The organism is Streptomyces sp. NPDC059850, from assembly GCF_042731515.1.
GTDB lineage: Bacteria > Actinomycetota > Actinomycetes > Streptomycetales > Streptomycetaceae > Streptomyces.
Map to the genome: position 1 here is coordinate 153,818 of NZ_JBHWJI010000005.1, position 16,665 is coordinate 170,482.

The window sequence follows — 16,665 nt, forward strand, 5'->3', positions numbered from 1 at the left end:
CGACGCGATCCCGTGTGGCGGCAGCCGTGAAGAGCTTCTGGAGGAAGGCTCGCCGAGAGCCCGTCATAGACCGGACGCCTTGGAGCCGGTTCCTCGACCATGCCTTGGTCTGCCCCGACTGCCGCACCAGCCAGCGATGTCCGGACGGTGAGCGCCTGCACGATGCTGCCCGATGCGCGGCACGCGCCACGGCACCGTGACCGGGCGGGCGCTGATGTCCGGGCCCTCGTCCGGACATGTCGACAGCGGCTGCCCCCTGCCTGCGGTCGGCTGCAGGTGACGGGGCTCCGGCCCCGGCGGAGGGCTTGGCCGGGCGCTGCACCGTCGTGCTCATCTAGCGATGCGGTATCCAGACGTGAGAAGGCCTCCCTGACGCGTCCAAAGGCCACGCCCGCTACGTACCCTGACCACCGCTGCTTCGCCGCACAGGAAGCACAGCGCCACGATGGAACCGGAAGAGATCGCCGAACTCCGCACCATGTACATCTTCAGTCCGCCGGAGGGGCATAGCTGGGGCCTGACCTACGAGGGCCTGGAGACCCTGCTGCGCGAGCGCAACCCCGAGGAGTTCATCCGCGTCGACGACGGCTCCGACGGTCCGGTCAGCGGATCGTCCATGCACTTCGGGATCACCCTGGACGACGAAGAGCTGGAGGGCATGGCACTGCTCTCCCCAGAGGGCGTGTCCGTCATGGACTGCACTGTTCACACAGCGGCCGCCTTCGCCATCTGGCTCTCGAACAATGTGGTGCCGACGGGCGTGGCCGTCGCCTTCAACACGGAATGGGGTCTGGAAGCCGAGCTGCCGGACACTCTCGTTCCAGAGGCGACCCGCCCGCGGATTGCCGCCGCGTTCATGGAGCACCTCAAGGACACCGGAAACCTCGACTGATCGAGGGTGGCGTGATCAGGGCCCTTCGCGTGTGTGGCGGCTGCCGTGGTGGACCGGCAACTCTTCGTCCGCTCACGCAAACGGCCCCGGGCGAGAAGCCCGGGGCCGGGCCAGGTGTTCAGAGGCCGAGGTCCTTGATGATTTTGGCTACGTGGCCGGTGGCCTTCACGTTGTAGAGGGCGCGTTCGACCTTGCCCTGTTCGTCGACGATGACGGTGGAGCGGATGACGCCCGTGACCGTCTTGCCGTAGAGCTTCTTCTCGCCGAAGGCGCCGTAGGCCTCCAGAGTCTCCTTGGAGGGGTCGGCCAGCAGGGTGACCTTGAGGGATTCCTGGTCGCGGAACTTGGCGAGCTTCTCCGGCTTGTCGGGGGAGACACCGATGACGTCGTAGCCGTGGCCGGTGAGGAATTCGAGCTGGTCGGTGAAGTCGCAGGCCTGCTTGGTGCAGCCGGGGGTGAGGGCGGCGGGGTAGAAGTAGACGATGACCTTGCGGCCCGCGTGGTCGGCGAGGGAGACCTGCTTGCCGTCCGCGTCGGGGAGGGTGAAGGCGGGGGCGGTGTCGCCGGGCTGCAGTCGCTCGCTCATGGTCTGGGTGCTCCTCGTGGCTTCGGGTGTTCGTAACGGCAGGCGTTCCGTAACGGCAGGTGTTAGCGGCAGGCGTTACGTGACGACATTAGCCAGCATCCTCGCCGGGGGTGCCGTGGGGCGGGGGAGGGGGGAAGCTGACAGACTGTTCACCAGGAATCATCGGGACGACGACGGAGGCAGCGCGGTGTCGGATGCCAGGAATCCTGCGCAGATCGAGGCGGACATCGCCCGGAGGCGGCAGGAGCTCGCCGTGACGCTCGACGAGATCGGGGTGCGGGTGCATCCGAAGACGATCATGGGCGACGCCAAGGCGAAGGCGGCGTCGGCGGTGGACCGGACGGCGGGGCGGGCGTATGTGTCCGCGAACCGGGTGGTCACCAATGTGCGCGGCCAGCTGGTCACCGAGGACGGGGCGCCGCGGATGGAGCGGATCGTGCCGGTCGCGCTCGTTGTGGTGGGGCTGGTCGGGCTGCTGGCCGTGTCGTCCACGCGGGGTGGTGGCAGTAGGAGCGGCGGCCGCAGGAGCTGCAAGCGCCGTAAGTAAGGCGGCCTGTGGCATCGGTACGCCGTTCGGGCGGGTACGGTCTTGACCGTGAGTGCGAACACGTCCCATGACAAGCTGCCCATCCGGATGCTGCACGACCGTGTGCTGGTCCGTACCGACATTCCGGAGGGTGAGCGCCGGTCCACCGGCGGTATCGTCATCCCCGCGACCGCGGCGGTCGGCAAGCGGCTGTCCTGGGCCGAGGTGGTCGCCGTCGGGCAGAGCGTGCGGACCGTGGAGCCGGGCGACCGGGTGCTCTACGACCCGGAGGAGCGGGCCGAGGTGGAGGTCCGCGGGGTCGCCTATCTGCTGATGCGCGAACGCGATCTGCACGCCGTCGCCGCCGAGCGGCTGGAGGGTGCGGAGGACGCCACGGGGTTGTACCTGTAGGGGTAGATGTAAAAGAAGAGTGGGTGGTGACGATACCGACCCCACCCACTCTTCTTTACGTCAGGCTGCTTCAGCCGCCCTCCGGGCCTCCTATGTCGCCGCCCGGATCACCCGGCCCGCCGGGGCCGCCGTCGGTCGGCGGGCCGGTCGGGACGTCCGTGGGCTGGGTCTGCGGGGGCTCGATGGTGGGCGCGGTCGGCGGGTTGTCCGTCGGGAACGTCGGCGGCTGGGTCGGGGCCGTGGGCGCCGTGCTGGGCGGGGTGGTGGGGATGGTCGGGGCGGACGGCGGGGCCTGAGAGGGGACGGGCGGCAGCTCGGGCGTGCCGATGCCGTCCTCCAGCTTCAGGTCGAACTCGGCCGGGGGCTTGCCGTCCAGTGCCCCGGAGACGTAGTCGGCCCAGATCTCGGCGGGGTAGCCGCCGCCGTTGATCCGGTCCAGCCCGGTGGCCCCGTACAGCGGCTTCTGGACGCCGGTGTTCGAGTCCTGGCCCATGACGGCCACGACGGTCGCCAGGTCCGGGGTGTAGCCCGCGAACCAGGCCGCCTTGTCCTCCTCCGCGGTGCCGGTCTTGCCCGCCGCCGGGCGCTCGGCGCCCTGGGCCGCGGTGCCGGTGCCGCCCTCGACGACGCTCTGCAGTATCGAGGTGGTGGTGTCGGCGGCGGTCCGGGGGATGGCCTGCCGCTGTTCCCGGTCGGGCAGCTTGACCTGCTCCCCGTCCTTGGTCATCTCGGCGACCAGGCTGTACTGCCCGTGCTTGCCGTGGTTGGCGAGGGTCGCGTAGGCCTCGGTCATGTCGAGCACGCTGGCGGTGGCGGGGCCGAGCGCGATGGACGGGGAGGCGTGGAGGTCGGGGGTGGCCTTGGGGATGCCGAGGTCGAGGGCGGTCCGCCGGACCTTGGCGGGGCCGACGTCCTCGGCCATCTGCGCGTACACCGAGTTCACCGACTTGTCGGTGGCCGTGGTGACGTCGATGTCGCCGTAGTCGACGTCGTCCTCGTTGGCGGGCGAGTAGCCGGTGGGGCCGTCCGGGCCGATCACTTCGCGCTTGTTGTCGCCGTTGTAGAGGGTGTCCGGGGTGATCGTCTGGCCGTCCTGGGTGGTGGACTCGTTGGCCACCGCCGAGGTGAAGACGAATGGCTTGAAAGTGGATCCCACTTGGTAGTCACGGCGCGTCGCGTTGTTGACGAACTGCTGGGTGTAGTCGATCCCGCCGTAGAGGGCGACCACCTTCCCCGTCTTGGGGTCGATCGAGGCGCCGCCCGCCCGGACGTACTGGTCGACCTTGCGGTCGTCGCTCAGCTTGTCCATCAGCCGGTTGCGGACGGCCTTCGTGAAGGCGTCCTGCTTGCCCTTGTCGATCGTGGTGGTGATCCGGTAGCCGCCCCGGGCCAGGGTCTGCTCGTCGATGATGCCGTTGCTGGTCAGGTAGTCCTCGACCGCTTCGACGAGGTAGCCGCGCTGGCCGGACATGCCGGAGGGGGCCTTGGACTCGGTGGGGGCCGGGAAGGTCATCTTGGCGCGCTCGGCGCGGCTGAGCCAGTGCTTCTTGACCATGCCGTCGAGGACGTAGTTCCAGCGCGCCTCGGCCCGCGGCTTGTTCTGCGGGTGGGCGATGATGTCGTACGCGCTGGGGGCGTTGAGCAGGGTGGCCAGATAGGCGCTCTCGGCGGTGTCCAGCTTGTCGATGCTCTTGCCGTAGTAGGCCTGGGCGGCGGCCTGGATGCCGTAGGCGTTGCGGCCGAAGTAGCTGGTGTTGAGGTAGCCCTCGAGGATCTTGTCCTTGCTCACCTCGCGGTCCAGCTTGATCGCGATGAAGAACTCCTTGCCCTTGCGGGTGACCGTCTGTTCCTGGTCCAGGTAGTAGTTCTTCACGTACTGCTGGGTGATCGTCGAGCCGGACTGCTTGCCCTTGCCGGTGGCGGTGTTCCAGGCGGCGCGGACCATCGCCTCGGGGTTGATCGCCGACTCGGAGTAGAAGTCCCGGTCCTCGGCGGCCAGCACCGCGTGCTGGGTCCGCTTGGGCACCTGGCTGAGCTGCACGTTCTCCCGGTTGACCTTGCCCTCGCGGGCGAGCGGGGAGCCGTCGGAGTACAGGAAGACATTGCTCTGGGCGATGGCGGCCTTGTTGGCCGCGGGGATGTCGACGAGCAGGTAGCCGCTCACCAGGGCGCCCGCGACGAGTACGAGGAACAGCAGCGAGCCGCCGAGCACCATCCGCCAGGTGGGGAGCAGGCGGCGCCAGCCGGTGCGGCGGGGGCGGCCGTTTCTGCCCGCGGTGCCGCCCTTGCCGGAGCCGTTGCGGCTGCTCGGGTCGTCCGCGCCGGCCGCGCCGCCGTCGATCAGTTGGGGCTCGTCGCTCATGTCTCCTGAGACTCCTCGGCCGCCGTCGAGGGTTGCGCCGCGGCGGAATCTTGCATGGTCGGGCGATTCGCGTCGTACGCCCCATAAAACACTGTCGCATCATCCGTTCCGGGCCAGGGACGAGGCACGCACCCGTGACTGGTCTGTGACCGGCCGAACGGGTGATTCCCCTCACACCATCCAGTGAAAAATGCCTGGCTCTATCACCTGCCCGCGGACTAGGCTCCCAAGCTTTGGTGCCTTTGGGCGCGGTGCGGACGGGGGAGGGGGAGACAGGCTGATGCGGCTCTACGCGGCCGTCGCGGTGAGTGCTTTCAAACGCTACGCGACGTACCGGGTGGCCACCGTGGCCGGGGTGTTCACCAACACCGTTTTCGGCTTCATCGTCGCGTACACGTACGCCGCGCTGTGGGAGATGCGGCCGCATCTCGGCGGGTACGACCTCTCCCAGGCCCTCACCTTCGTCTGGCTCGGCCAGGCGCTGCTGGCGACCGTCGCGCTGTTCGGCGGCGGCTTCCAGGACGAGCTGCAGGAGCGCATCCGGTCCGGCGACATCGCCGTCGACCTCTACCGCCCGGCCGACCTCCAGCTGTGGTGGCTGGCCTCGGACCTCGGCCGGGCCGCCTTCCAGCTGCTGGGGCGCGGCATCGTGCCCATGGTGTGCGGCGCGCTGGCCTTCGAACTCACCCTGCCCGGCTCCCCGTTGACGTGGCTGTGGTTCCTGCTGTCGGTGGGGCTCGCGGTGTGTGTGGGGTTCGCGGTGCGCTATCTGGTGGCGCTGGCCGCGTTCTGGCTGCTGGACGGGTCCGGACTGACCCTGATCAGCGGGCTGCTGTCCATGTTCTTCTCCGGGATGGTGCTGCCGCTGAACGTGTTCCCGGGGCGGCTCGGCGAGATCGCCGGGGCGCTGCCGTGGGCGGCGATGCTCCAGGTGCCCGCGGACGTCTTCCTGGGGCGCCACGAGGGGGTCGCGGTGGCGGGGGCGCTGGCCTTCCAGGCGGGGTGGGCGGTGGTGCTGTTCGCGGCCGGGCGGGCGCTGCAGTCGGTCGCGACCCGGAAGGTGGTGGTGCAGGGTGGGTGAGCCCGGACGCTCGTTGGACAGGGTGGCCGAGCCCCGGGCCCGCTTCCGGGCGTACGACGGGCTGCGCGCCTATGTGCTGATCGTCGGCATGTGGGTGCGCTCCACGATGACGTACCGCACCTCGTTCCTGATCATGGCGTTCGGGAACTTCGCCGTGACCGCGCTGGACTTCGCCGCGATCGCGCTGATGTTCTCGCACATCGATACCCTCGGCGGCTTCACCCTCGCCGAGGTCGCCTTCCTGTACGGCACGTCCAGTACCGCCTTCGGGCTGGCCGATCTGGCGCTCGGCAGCATGGAGCGGGTCGGTCGGCGCATCCGCGACGGCACGCTGGACACCCTGCTGGTGCGGCCGGTGCCGATCCTCGCCCAGGTCGCCGCCGACCGCTTCGCGCTGCGCAGGCTGGGCCGGATCACCCAGGGCGGGCTGCTGCTCGGCTGGTCGCTGACCCGGCTGGACATCGGCTGGACGGCCGACCGGGTGCTGCTGGTGCCGTTGATGCTGCTGAGCGGGGCGGTGATCTTCGGCGCGGTGTTCGTGCTGGGCGGGGCCTTCCAGTTCTGGGCCAAGGACGCCTCGGAGGTGCAGAACTCGTTCACGTACGGCGGGACGACGATGCTCCAGTACCCGCCGACGGTCTTCGCCGACGAACTGCTGCGCGGCGTCACGTTCGTGGTCCCGCTGGCCTTCGTCAACTGGCTGCCCGCGCTGTACGTCCTGGGCCGCCCGAACCCGCTGGGGCTGCCGGGCTGGATCGGCTTCGCCGCGCCGCTGGTCGCGTGCGGCTGCGCGGCGCTCGCGGGGCTGGCCTGGCGGGCGGGGCTGCGGGCGTATCAGAGCACGGGAAGCTGAGGAGGGGAGCGCCATGAGTGACATGAGTGAGACGGACGGCTTCATCGAACTCGACGACATCGAGAAGGTGTTCGAGGTACGGCGCCGGGCCGGGCTGCTGCGCCGGGAGCGGCGCGAGGTACGTGCGGTGGACGGCATCAGCTTCCGGGTGCCGCGCGGCGAGATGGTCGGCTACATCGGCCCGAACGGCGCCGGGAAGTCCACCACGATCAAGATGCTGACCGGGATCCTGGTGCCCAGCGGCGGCCGCCTGCGGGTCGCCGGGATCGACCCCTCGCGGGAGCGGACGCGGCTCGCGCGCCGCATCGGGGTGGTCTTCGGGCAGCGGACCACCCTGTGGTGGGACCTGCCGCTGCGCGACTCGTACGCGCTGGTGCGGCGGATGTACCGGATTCCCGACGACCGCTTCCGGCGGAACCTCGACCGCTGTGTCGAACTGCTGGACCTCGGAGACCTGCTGGACGTGCCGGTCCGTCAGCTCTCCCTCGGCCAGCGGATGCGCGGCGACATCGCGGCCGCCCTGCTGCACGATCCCGAGGTGCTGTATCTGGACGAGCCGACGATCGGTCTTGACGTGGTCAGCAAGGCGAAGGTACGGGGCTTCCTGCGCGAGGTGAACGCGGAGCAGGGCACCACCGTGCTGCTGACCACCCACGATCTGACCGATATCGAACAGCTGTGCAAGCGGGTGATGGTCATCGACCATGGCCGCTTGGTCTACGACGGCGGGCTGGACGGGCTGCACGCGGTGGGCGGGAGTGAACGCACCCTGGTCGTGGACCTGGAGCGGGAGCTGTCGCCGATCGACGTCCCCGGCGCGCGGACCGTACGGGTCGAGGGGCCTCGGCAGTGGCTGGCGTTCCCGGCCGCCGCCAGCGCGGCGCCCCTGGTCGCGGCGGTGGCGGACGGATATCCGCTGGTGGACCTGTCGGTGCGGGAGCCGGAGATCGAGGATGTCATCGCCCGCATGCTGTTCCCCGACAACGGCCCCGACGGTCCCGCTGACGAGGCCGAGGGGGAGGCCGCGCGGGGGGCGGTCAGGGCGGTCGGTCCGCATTAGTCTGTCCGTATGACTTTTGAGGGATCTTCCCAGGGAGCGGCCCCCGATCTTCCGGGCGGGTCCCAGATGCGTGCCTCCGACGCCGAGCGCGAGCGCATCGCCGAGGTGCTGAGGGACGCCGTCGCCGAAGGCCGCCTGGACATGGAGGAGTTCGAGGAGCGGCTGGACGCGGCCTACAAGGCGCGCACCCACGCCCAGCTGGAGCCCCTCATCCGCGACCTCCCGGCGACCGGCGCGGCGACCGGTGCGGTGGCCGTCCCGGAGCCTCGCTCAGCGGACGCCACGGGGCTCGCCGACCGGGAGGGCTGGGCCGGGCGGATCGGCGGCGCCCCGACGTCGCGGATGGCCGTCGCGATCATGGGCGGCTTCGGGCGCAAGGGCACCTGGACCGCGCCCCGCAATTTCACCGCCTTCACCCTCATGGGCGGCGGCGAGATCGATCTGCGCGAGGCCCGCTTCGAGGACCGCGAGATCGTGATCCGCTGTTTCGCGTTCATGGGCGGGATCGAGGTCATCGTGCCGCCGGACCTGGAGACGCATGTCAGCGGCATCGGCATCATGGGCGGTTTCGACCACCGGGGGTCGGCCGATGGCGACCCCACCGGCCCACGGGTGACCATCACGGGCCTGGCGATGTTCGGCGGGGTCAGCGTCGAGCGCAAGCTCCGCAAGGAGGAGCAGAAGCGGCTCAAGGCGGAGCGCCGCCGGGAGAAGGAGGCGCACCGGGAAGAGCTGCGCGCCGAGCGCCGTGCGCGCCGTGCGGAGCTGGAGGACCAGCGGGCCGAGCGCCGCGCCCGCAGGCACGACCTCGGCCACTAGCCGACTCTCAGGGGCCCGTCACAGCTCGGCGGCCGCGCTCCCCCGGAGGTAGTCGAGGGGGAGCGCGTGCGCCATCGCCCGGTAGCCCTCGTCGCTCGGGTGCAGATGGTCGCCCGAGTCGTACGCCGGGCGCAGCCGCAGCGGGCTGGCCGGGTCGCGCAGCGCCTTGTCGAAGTCCACGACCTCGTCGAAGACCTTCCCGGACCGGATCTCGGCGTTGACCCGCTCGCGCACGGAGTCCAGCAGCGGGGTGTAGCCGCGGTGCCCGTAGAACGGCGACAGGGTGGCCCCTATGACCCGCAGGCCCCGGGCGTGCGCCTGCTCGGTCAGCCGCCGCAGCCCGTCCACGATCTTGTTCGGATCGGTCTGATGGGGGATGCGCAGGATGTCGTTGACGCCCAGCTCGATGATGACGGCCTTGACGTTCGTACGGTCCAGCACGTCACGGGTGAAGCGGGACAGCCCGCTCGGGTTGTTCGGCGGGAACTGGGTGCCGTCGCTCAGCACCCGGTTGCCGCTGATGCCCTGGTTGAGCACGCCGAGGCGGGGTGCTCCCGGCTCGGTGCGCAGCCGCTCGGAGAGGACGTCGGTCCAGCGGCGGTTGGCCCCGGCGGTGGAGGTGATGCCGTCGGTGATCGAGTCGCCGAGCACCGCGACCGCGCCCTGCGACTCCTTCGACCACACGTCCACGCCGCTCAGGTAGCGCCAGAACGGGGTCTGTTCGGTGTACGCGGCGCCCGCCGTGTCCTCCGTACGGTCGCCGCGCGCCAGGTACGAGGTCTGGCGGGCGTGCGGATGGTACGTCACCGAGCCCGACGCCTGCGGGGCGTAGGTGGTGACCAGCAGGTCGGCGGCGGCCGGGATGTTCATGCGCACCGGGTCGCTGGTGGTGGCCTGGCCGGGCGGGATGGTCACCCAGGGGCGGTTGTCGAAGGTGAGCCGCCGCATGGTGTCGGCCGCGGCCGTCGGGTTGCTGGGTGCGGCCGCCAGCGCCAGCGAGGCATGCGTGATCGTCAGCGGGTGGGCGCTGTACAGGTTGGAGAGCTGGATGCGGGCGCCGGTGCCGCCGATGCTGGTGTGGACGACGTTCCGCAGGGACATGCCGGAGAGGCCGCGGAGCGTGTTCGGCTCCGCCGCCGCGGCGGACGCCGACCAGGTGCCCACCCAGGACCCCGACGAGGCCGGGGCCGCGGAGTTACGGGTACCCTGCGCGGACTCGTTCACATTCCGGTCCCGGCCGCCCACTCCGACGAATATCGCGGTCGAGACGAGGACCACCACAGCCGCCAGCGCAGCGAACACGGCATAGGCCGTGCGTCTGGGCATAGGGGGCACACTCATGGGCGGAGTTCTCCTCGGGCAGCCGGAGCCCGAGGCTCCGAAAGTGAACGGGAACGGCGAGCGAGGGTGCTTCGCCGATGCGGTCCGGTCGGTCCTCCATGATCCCATGTCCGGACAGAGGTCCGCCTGTCGGCCTGCCCCCGGTTGGACGGGGTCGCTCCCCCAGACAGACGACGGGAACTCGCCGTTCGTTCCACTCAGAGAGCGAGTGAGACAGGAACGAGACAATGCAGTGGGGACGGCTCGACCGGGTGGAGCGTATGAACCGGACAACGACGGAGGAAACGGGGCCTGAAGGGTCGCCGCCGCCCGGCGCGCGAGCGGCGGCCGGTGGCGTCGTCGCGTTCGCGGACACCCCGCTCGACGAGGAGCGGCGGCGCGGAGTGCGCCGGATGAAGACGATCGCCACGGGCATGCTGCTCGCCGTCGCGCTGGTGTACGCGCTCGCCAAGTGGGCGCAGAACTCCGGCGCCGGGGGCTGGGCCGGGTATGTGGCGGCGGCCGCCGAGGCGGGCATGGTCGGCGCGCTGGCCGACTGGTTCGCGGTCACCGCCCTGTTCCGGCGGCCGATGGGGCTGCCCATCCCGCACACCGCGATCATCCCGACGAAGAAGGACCAGCTCGGGTCGACTTTGGGCGACTTCGTCGGCGAGAACTTCCTGTCCGGCGATGTCGTACGGCTGCGGCTGCGCGCCGTCGGCATCGGCAGCCGCCTCGGCACCTGGCTGGCCGAACCCGCGCACGCCGACCGGGTGACGGCCGAGTTGGCCACCGCGCTGCGCGGCGCGCTCACCGTGCTGCGCGACTCCGACGTACAGGCGGTGGTCGGCGAGGCCATCACGCGGCGCGCGAACGCCCAGGAGATCGCGCCGGGGCTCGGCAAGCTGCTGGAGCGGATCGTCGCGGACGGCGGCCACCGCCGGGCCGTCGACCTGGTGTGCGTCCACGCCCACGACTGGCTGGTCGAGCACAACGAGTCGGTGATGGGCGCGGTGACCGGCGGCGCGCCCGGCTGGACGCCGCGGTTCGTGGACCGCAAGGTCGGCGAGCGCGTCTACCGGGAACTGCTGCGGTTCGTCCGTGAGATGCGTGACATGCCGGACCATCCGGCGCGCGGCGCCGTGGACCGCTTCCTGTCCGACTTCGCCGGGGACCTCCAGTCGGACTCCGAGACCCGGAACCGGGTCGAGCGGCTCAAGGGCGAGGTGCTGGGCCGCGGTGAGGTGCAGGACCTGATCGCCTCCACCTGGGCCGCGGTGCGGTCGATGATCGTCGCGGCGGCCGAGGACGAGCGCAGCGAGCTGCGGCTGCGGGCCCGCGCGGCGATCCTGTCGCTGGGCCAGCGGATGGTGACGGACGCTCGGATGCGGGGCAAGGTCGACGGCTGGCTGGAGGACGCGGCCGTCTATGTGGTGACGACCTATCGGAACGAGATCACCTCGCTGATCAGCGAGACGGTCGCGGGCTGGGACGCGGAGCACACCTCCCGGAAGATCGAGGCCCATATCGGCCGCGATCTGCAGTTCATCCGGATCAACGGCACGGTGGTGGGCGCGCTCGCCGGGCTGGTCATCTACACCGTCTCGCGGGCGCTGGGCGGCGGTTAGTCGACGCTCGTGGGCGCGCGTCTCTGGCAGGTGCGCGCCGCAGGGCCTATGGTGCCCCTCCCGGTGGCCTGGGTGGGGAGGTCGGTGTGCGGCGACGACGTTTACTGGCCCGGGTGCTGTGGACCGGCGGCGAGGTCGCCGTCACCATCGGGCTCGTCGTGCTCCTGCTGGTCGTCCATCAGCTGTGGTGGACCAACCGGGAGGCGCGGCAGGGCGCGAAGCGCCAGGTGGTGGAGCTGGAGCGGCGGTGGAGCGCCGAGGAGCCCTCGGTGACGGCCTCGTCCAGTACGGACGGTACGGAGCGCCGCCCTACGGAATCCGGGGATGCGGGTGCTACGTCCCGTAAGAAGGGTGACGCGGAGGTGACCGTGACCCTGCGCGACGGGGCCCCGCGCCGCGACCAGACGTACGCGGTGCTCCGCATCCCGCGCATCGGGCTCACCGCCCCCATCGCCGAGGGCATCAGCAAGTCCAAGGTGCTCAACCGGGGGTACGTGGGCCACTACCCGGGAACCGCCCAGCCGGGCCAGCTCGGCAACGTCGGGCTCGCGGGCCACCGCAATACCCACGGCGAACCGTTCCGCCACCTCGATGAGCTGCGCCCCGGGGACAAGGTGAGCGTCGAGACGTACCACGCCCGCTATACGTACGTGGTCGAGCGCACCCTGCCGCGCACCTCGCCCTCCGACGGCACGGTGATCGCGAAGGTGCCGTACAGCTCGGCGCATCCGCGCTACCGCTTCACCGAGCCCGGCTCGTATCTCACGCTGACCACCTGCACCCCCGAATACACCTCCCGCTACCGGTTGGTGGTGTGGGCCCGGCTGACGCTGGCCGCACCGCGCGTTGTCGGAGGTGCCCCCTAGACTGAAGGCAGCCGAGTTGAGAAGCGGCGGAACAAGGGGGGAAGCCGGATGGTCCATCGCGTCGAGACGCTGCGTATGCACCTGGGCGTGCTCCTCTTCCTGCTGACCGGCACCCTGCTCACCCAGACCGGGCTGATCAGCGCCGTCGCCCTCGCCGCCACCACCGCTGCCACCGCCGCCGTCGCGGCCGCGCTGCTGACCTGCGCGGTGCTCGCCGCCCGGGCCCGGGTGCCCGCGCCCCCGGGGCGCATACGCACCGCGATACGGGACCGGGAGCGCCGCACCGCGTTCCTGCCGCAGCGGGACCCCGATGCCGCGGGCCGCCCCAGGCCCCGGGCGCCCGGCCGTCGCCTTCCGACGGCCGCGTAGGCGCACGCACCCGCAGCATCGCCGCAGTACCCGCAGTGCCCGCTGCACTCCGCCGCGCCCACGCGGCTCGTCACGCCGATCTGTTCTTCTCCGTGACGAGACCCGTGGAGGGCTCCCATGTCTGTTTTCGCATCCCTCGGCACCCTGCTGACCACCCTGGCCGACCGGCTCGATCCGCTGTTCGGCGCCTCGGCGACGGCCGCCGCGATCGTCCTGTTCACCCTGTGCGTCCGGGCCGCGCTCCATCCGCTCGCCCGGGCGGCGGCGCGCGGTGAGAAGGCCCGTGCCGCGCTGGCGCCGAAGATCGCCGAACTGAGCCGCAAGCACAAGAACGACCCCGAGCGGCTGCGCCGCGCGATGGCCGACCTGCAGACGAAGGAGGGCGCGTCCCCGCTGGCGGGCTGCCTGCCGACCCTGATCCAGCTCCCGGTCTTCTTCGTCATGTACCACGTGTTCTCCACCGGCAGCGGCGCCGGGGACCTGCTCGACCACACGCTGGCCGGAGCGCCGCTCGACGGCCGCTGGGGCGGGGCGCTCGTGGGTCAGCAGGGGCTGGTCTACCTCGGCCTGTTCGCGCTGATCGCGGCCGTCGCGACCTGGACGTACCTGCGGGCTCGCAAGGCGGCCCGCGACGCGGCTCCCGTGGCGGCGGTCCCCGGGGCCCCCGGGGCGGCCGGGCTGGCGCGGGTGCTGCCGCTGCTCTCGTTCGGCACGCTCCTCACCGCCGCCGTGGTGCCCCTCGCGGCCGCGCTCTACCTCGCGACCACCACCACCTGGACCGCGGTGGAGCGGGCCCTGCTGCTCCGCGGCCGGTGAGGCCCCGGTCCAGTCCGTGAACGGGGTCTTGCGGGGTGGAAGGGGCTCATGGAGGATCGAGCGGCCAGAGGCCATGGAGTCGCCCCTGCCCACCGTCCTGAGCCCAGGGAGTTGTGAGGATGAAGCTGCTGCGCGTCGGACCGGCCGGGGCGGAACGCCCGGCCCTCCTCGACCAGAACGGCACCCTCCGCGACCTGTCCGGCCTGGTCCCGGACATCGACGGGGCCCTGCTCGCCGACGAGGCGGCCCTCGCCCGCATCCGCGCGGCGGCCTCGGCCGAGGGCGCCGACGCGCTGCCGGTGATCCAGGACGGCGGCGTACGGGTCGGCCCGCCGCTGGGCCGTATCGGCAAGATCGTGTGCATCGGGCTGAACTACCACGACCACGCGGCCGAGACCGGCGCCCCGCTCCCGGAGGAGCCGATCGTCTTCATGAAGGCGCCCGACACCGTCATCGGCCCCGATGACACGGTGCTGGTCCCGCGCGGCAGCCTGAAGACGGACTGGGAGGTGGAGCTGGCCATCGTCATCGGCCGCACCGCCCGCTACCTCGACTCCGACGAGGCGGCCCTCGCCGCCGTCGCGGGCTACGCGGTCGCGCACGACGTCTCCGAGCGCGCCTTCCAGATCGAGCGCGGCGGCCAGTGGGACAAGGGCAAGAACTGCGAGACGTTCAACCCGCTGGGCCCCTGGCTGGTCACCGCCGACGAGGTCCCGGACCCGCAGGCCCTCGGCCTGCGGCTGTGGGTCAACGGCGAGATCAAGCAGAACGGCACGACGGCCGAGCAGATCTTCGGCGTCGCCGAGGTGGTCCGCTACCTCAGCCAGTTCATGACCCTCTACCCGGGCGACGTCATCAACACCGGCACCCCGGCGGGCGTCGCCATGGGCCGCCCCGAGCCCAAGCCGTATCTGCGGGCCGGGGACGTGGTGGAGCTGGAGATCGACGGACTGGGCCGCCAGCGCCAGGAGTTCAAGGACGCCTGACGCCGGAGGCGGCGCCCGCCCGCTACTTAGATGACGTGGGCACCTTGGTCTTGGCGCTCGGCGTCGAGCCGTACGCCTTGAAGAAGCGGTCGCGGAAGCTGTTCATCTTCCACACCGGGGTGTCCGCGCGGGGCATCAGGCCGTCTGCCCACTTCCAGTCGGCGATCCGGTCCAGCACCTTCGGGTCACGGGCGACGATCGAGATCGGCACGTCCCGGCTCGCGTTGTTGCCGCTGACCCGGGCGAGCGGCTGGTGGTCGCCGAGGAAGACGAGCACGGTGTCCTTGCTGCCGTACTTGATCACGTAGTCGATGAGGCTGTTCACCGAGTACTGGACGGACTTGCCGTACTCCTGCTTCACCTGGGTCGAGTCGGTGAACACGTCCTCGGGCGACTTGCCCGCCTTCTGGATGCCCTTGTAGACCGAGCCGTTCCCGACCTTGCTCCACGGGATGGTCTTCGGGATGGGCGCCCAGGGCTGGTGGCTGGAGGTCAGGATGATCTGCGACATCAGCGGCTTGTCGTGCTTCTTGCCGTGCTCCAGCTGCTCGAACGCCTTCAGCGCGTACTGGTCGGGCATGGTCGACCAGCTGAACTTCGGCCCCTTGTAGCCCAGTTCGCGCGAGTCGTAGACGTGGTCGAGGCCGTAGAACGTGCCCTCCGGCCAGTTCTTCTGGACGCCCGGCATGATGCCGACCGTCCGCCAGGCGCCGGTGCGCTGGAAGGCGCGGGGGATGGACAGGTGATCGCCCGCGGTGACGGTCCGGTAGCGGTTCTGGTTGTCGATCCACAGCCCGGTCAGGAACGTGGAGTGGCCCAGCCAGCTGTTGCCGCCGTACGTCGCCGAGGTGAGCCAGCCGCTCTTGGCGGCGTATCCGGCCTTGTCCAGACGCTTGGTCGCCTTCGTGAGCGTCGCGTCGACGCCGGGCGCGATCGCCGGGTCCTCGATCGCGCTGCGGCCGTAGCTCTCGATGAAGGTGAAGATCATGTCCTTGCCGCGCAGCCCGGTCAGCAGCTGGTCGCCCGGGGTGTCCCCGTACGTGTCGAAGGCGGCGATCTTCTTGAACTCCTCCTCGTCCTTGATGGTCTTCTCCACCCGCTCCGCCCGGTCCTGCACCAGCGCGGACGTGCTCCGGGACGCCACCGGCAACCCCGCGACCTGCGCGCCGACCGACGCGCAGGCGACCCAGACGGTCCCGGCCACGAGGGTGGTGCGGGTCGCCACGACGCTGTTGCGGGCCATGACGTTGCCGATACGGAGGACCGCGAGCGCCATCAGGGTGAGCACGGCGAGGACGAGCACCGCGACCCCGACCACGGCGGCCGCGGCGGCCGTCTGGCCGACCGAGTCCTCCAGGTACGCCTGGGCGTCGTCGAACAGGATCCAGTCGAGTACGACGTTGAAGCCGCGGCCCAGGAACTCGTTGAAGCCCATGTCGAGCATGTTCAGGATGGCCAGCGCCCCCAGGAACAGCCCCGCCAGCACCGCCACCACCCGCCGCGCGACGGTCGGCAGGAGCAGCAGCAGACCGGCCCCGAAGATCAGCTCCACCGGGATGCGGGCGAAGTGCTCGGTGGTGAGGAGTTCCAGCTTCTGCGGCAGCAGCAGCGCGACGAAGACCAGCGCGAGGGACAGCCCGGTGACCGTCCACGACAGGGCCCGCGCCGCGACGGGATACCGCCCCCGCCAGCCACCGCGTCCGCCGGTCGCGGCCGGGTCCGGGCCGTCGTCGTCGGCGCCGTCACCGGGGGTGGCGGCACCGAGCAGCTCGGCGGGTGCCGTGTCGTCGGCCTCGGTGGCCTCGTCCTCGGCCGCTTTGTCGTCGGCGGCTTCGGGCTCGGCCTTGTCCTTGTCCTTGTCCTCGGCCTCGCCGTCGCTCTCGGGGCCGGGGTCTCTGCCCTGGCCCTCGGCAGGGGCGTCCGGGTCCCGCTCCGGTGAGCGGTCCTCCGGGGTTTCGCCCTCCTTCGGGGCAGCCTTGTCGGCGTCGTCCTTGTCCGGCAGCTGACGCATCCCGAAGGTCCTTCCGTGCGGGGCCCGGTGGTGGCACGGCGGACCAGGCTCGGGGGTCAAGGGCCGCCGTCACCCCGTA

At 71.0% G+C, this 16,665-nt stretch carries 16 protein-coding genes; 12 read left to right on the forward strand and 4 right to left on the reverse strand.

Annotated features, from left to right (window positions below):
* Window positions 1–445: 445 nt before the first annotated feature.
* Window positions 446–892, forward strand: a complete 447-nt coding sequence (locus ACFV9T_RS06120; protein ID WP_385436992.1) for a hypothetical protein — start codon at window positions 446–448, stop codon at window positions 890–892.
* Window positions 893–1,010: 118 nt separating this feature from the next.
* Here the strand turns inward: ACFV9T_RS06120 and bcp are convergent, their stop codons facing one another.
* Complete coding sequence (gene bcp, locus ACFV9T_RS06125; RefSeq protein WP_385436993.1) at window positions 1,011–1,478, reverse strand: thioredoxin-dependent thiol peroxidase; 468 nt, start codon at window positions 1,476–1,478, stop codon at window positions 1,011–1,013.
* 187 nt (window positions 1,479–1,665) lie between these two features.
* Between bcp and ACFV9T_RS06130 the strand changes: the two genes are divergently transcribed.
* Together ACFV9T_RS06130 and ACFV9T_RS06135 are read left to right on the forward strand one after the other, a co-directional pair.
* Entirely contained in the window at window positions 1,666–2,025 is a 360-nt protein-coding gene (locus ACFV9T_RS06130; protein WP_385436995.1) for a DUF3618 domain-containing protein, read from the forward strand.
* An 87-nt stretch (window positions 2,026–2,112) separates the two neighbouring features.
* Window positions 2,113–2,415 carry a GroES family chaperonin gene (locus tag ACFV9T_RS06135; protein WP_385437131.1) on the forward strand — a complete coding sequence of 101 codons (303 nt, stop codon included), beginning with the start codon at window positions 2,113–2,115 and terminating at the stop codon, window positions 2,413–2,415.
* Window positions 2,416–2,485: 70 nt separating this feature from the next.
* On the opposite strand, the gene ACFV9T_RS06140 is transcribed toward ACFV9T_RS06135, so the two are convergent.
* Entirely contained in the window at window positions 2,486–4,777 is a 2,292-nt protein-coding gene (locus ACFV9T_RS06140) for a transglycosylase domain-containing protein (RefSeq protein WP_385436997.1), read from the reverse strand.
* Window positions 4,778–5,057: 280 nt separating this feature from the next.
* Between ACFV9T_RS06140 and ACFV9T_RS06145 the strand changes: the two genes are divergently transcribed.
* The 4 genes from ACFV9T_RS06145 to ACFV9T_RS06160 all read left to right on the forward strand — a co-directional run bounded on the left by ACFV9T_RS06145 (window position 5,058) and on the right by ACFV9T_RS06160 (window position 8,590).
* The gene (locus ACFV9T_RS06145) at window positions 5,058–5,858 is read left to right on the forward strand and encodes an ABC transporter permease (RefSeq protein ID WP_385436998.1); all 801 of its coding nucleotides are present in this window, start codon (window positions 5,058–5,060) and stop codon (window positions 5,856–5,858) included.
* An 88-nt stretch (window positions 5,859–5,946) separates the two neighbouring features.
* Complete coding sequence (locus tag ACFV9T_RS06150; RefSeq protein ID WP_385437132.1) at window positions 5,947–6,711, forward strand: ABC transporter permease; 765 nt, start codon at window positions 5,947–5,949, stop codon at window positions 6,709–6,711.
* A gap of 13 nt (window positions 6,712–6,724) precedes the next feature.
* Window positions 6,725–7,771: an ATP-binding cassette domain-containing protein gene (locus tag ACFV9T_RS06155; protein ID WP_385436999.1), complete on the forward strand. Its 1,047-nt coding sequence runs from the start codon at window positions 6,725–6,727 to the stop codon at window positions 7,769–7,771.
* 66 nt (window positions 7,772–7,837) lie between these two features.
* Window positions 7,838–8,590 carry a DUF1707 domain-containing protein gene (locus tag ACFV9T_RS06160; RefSeq protein WP_385437000.1) on the forward strand — a complete coding sequence of 251 codons (753 nt, stop codon included), beginning with the start codon at window positions 7,838–7,840 and terminating at the stop codon, window positions 8,588–8,590.
* A gap of 18 nt (window positions 8,591–8,608) precedes the next feature.
* Here ACFV9T_RS06160 and ACFV9T_RS06165 read toward each other — a convergent pair whose 3' ends face one another.
* Complete coding sequence (locus tag ACFV9T_RS06165; protein ID WP_385437002.1) at window positions 8,609–9,916, reverse strand: SGNH/GDSL hydrolase family protein; 1,308 nt, start codon at window positions 9,914–9,916, stop codon at window positions 8,609–8,611.
* 275 nt (window positions 9,917–10,191) lie between these two features.
* On the opposite strand from ACFV9T_RS06165, the gene ACFV9T_RS06170 reads away from it, so the two are divergent.
* The 5 genes from ACFV9T_RS06170 to ACFV9T_RS06190 all read left to right on the forward strand — a co-directional run bounded on the left by ACFV9T_RS06170 (window position 10,192) and on the right by ACFV9T_RS06190 (window position 14,575).
* Window positions 10,192–11,538, forward strand: coding sequence for a DUF445 domain-containing protein (locus tag ACFV9T_RS06170; protein WP_385437004.1), 1,347 nt, complete (start codon window positions 10,192–10,194; stop codon window positions 11,536–11,538).
* Between the two features lie 86 nt (window positions 11,539–11,624).
* Entirely contained in the window at window positions 11,625–12,404 is a 780-nt protein-coding gene (locus tag ACFV9T_RS06175; RefSeq protein ID WP_385437006.1) for a class E sortase, read from the forward strand.
* A 48-nt stretch (window positions 12,405–12,452) separates the two neighbouring features.
* Window positions 12,453–12,773: a DUF6412 domain-containing protein gene (locus ACFV9T_RS06180; protein ID WP_385437008.1), complete on the forward strand. Its 321-nt coding sequence runs from the start codon at window positions 12,453–12,455 to the stop codon at window positions 12,771–12,773.
* 117 nt (window positions 12,774–12,890) lie between these two features.
* Window positions 12,891–13,589 (forward strand): YidC/Oxa1 family membrane protein insertase, encoded by a 699-nt coding sequence (locus tag ACFV9T_RS06185; protein WP_385437010.1) that lies wholly within the window; start codon window positions 12,891–12,893, stop codon window positions 13,587–13,589.
* 119 nt (window positions 13,590–13,708) lie between these two features.
* Entirely contained in the window at window positions 13,709–14,575 is an 867-nt protein-coding gene (locus ACFV9T_RS06190) for a fumarylacetoacetate hydrolase family protein (RefSeq protein ID WP_385437011.1), read from the forward strand.
* 22 nt (window positions 14,576–14,597) lie between these two features.
* Here ACFV9T_RS06190 and ACFV9T_RS06195 read toward each other — a convergent pair whose 3' ends face one another.
* Entirely contained in the window at window positions 14,598–16,586 is a 1,989-nt protein-coding gene (locus tag ACFV9T_RS06195) for a sulfatase-like hydrolase/transferase (protein ID WP_385437012.1), read from the reverse strand.
* Between the last annotated feature and the right edge of the window lie 79 nt (window positions 16,587–16,665).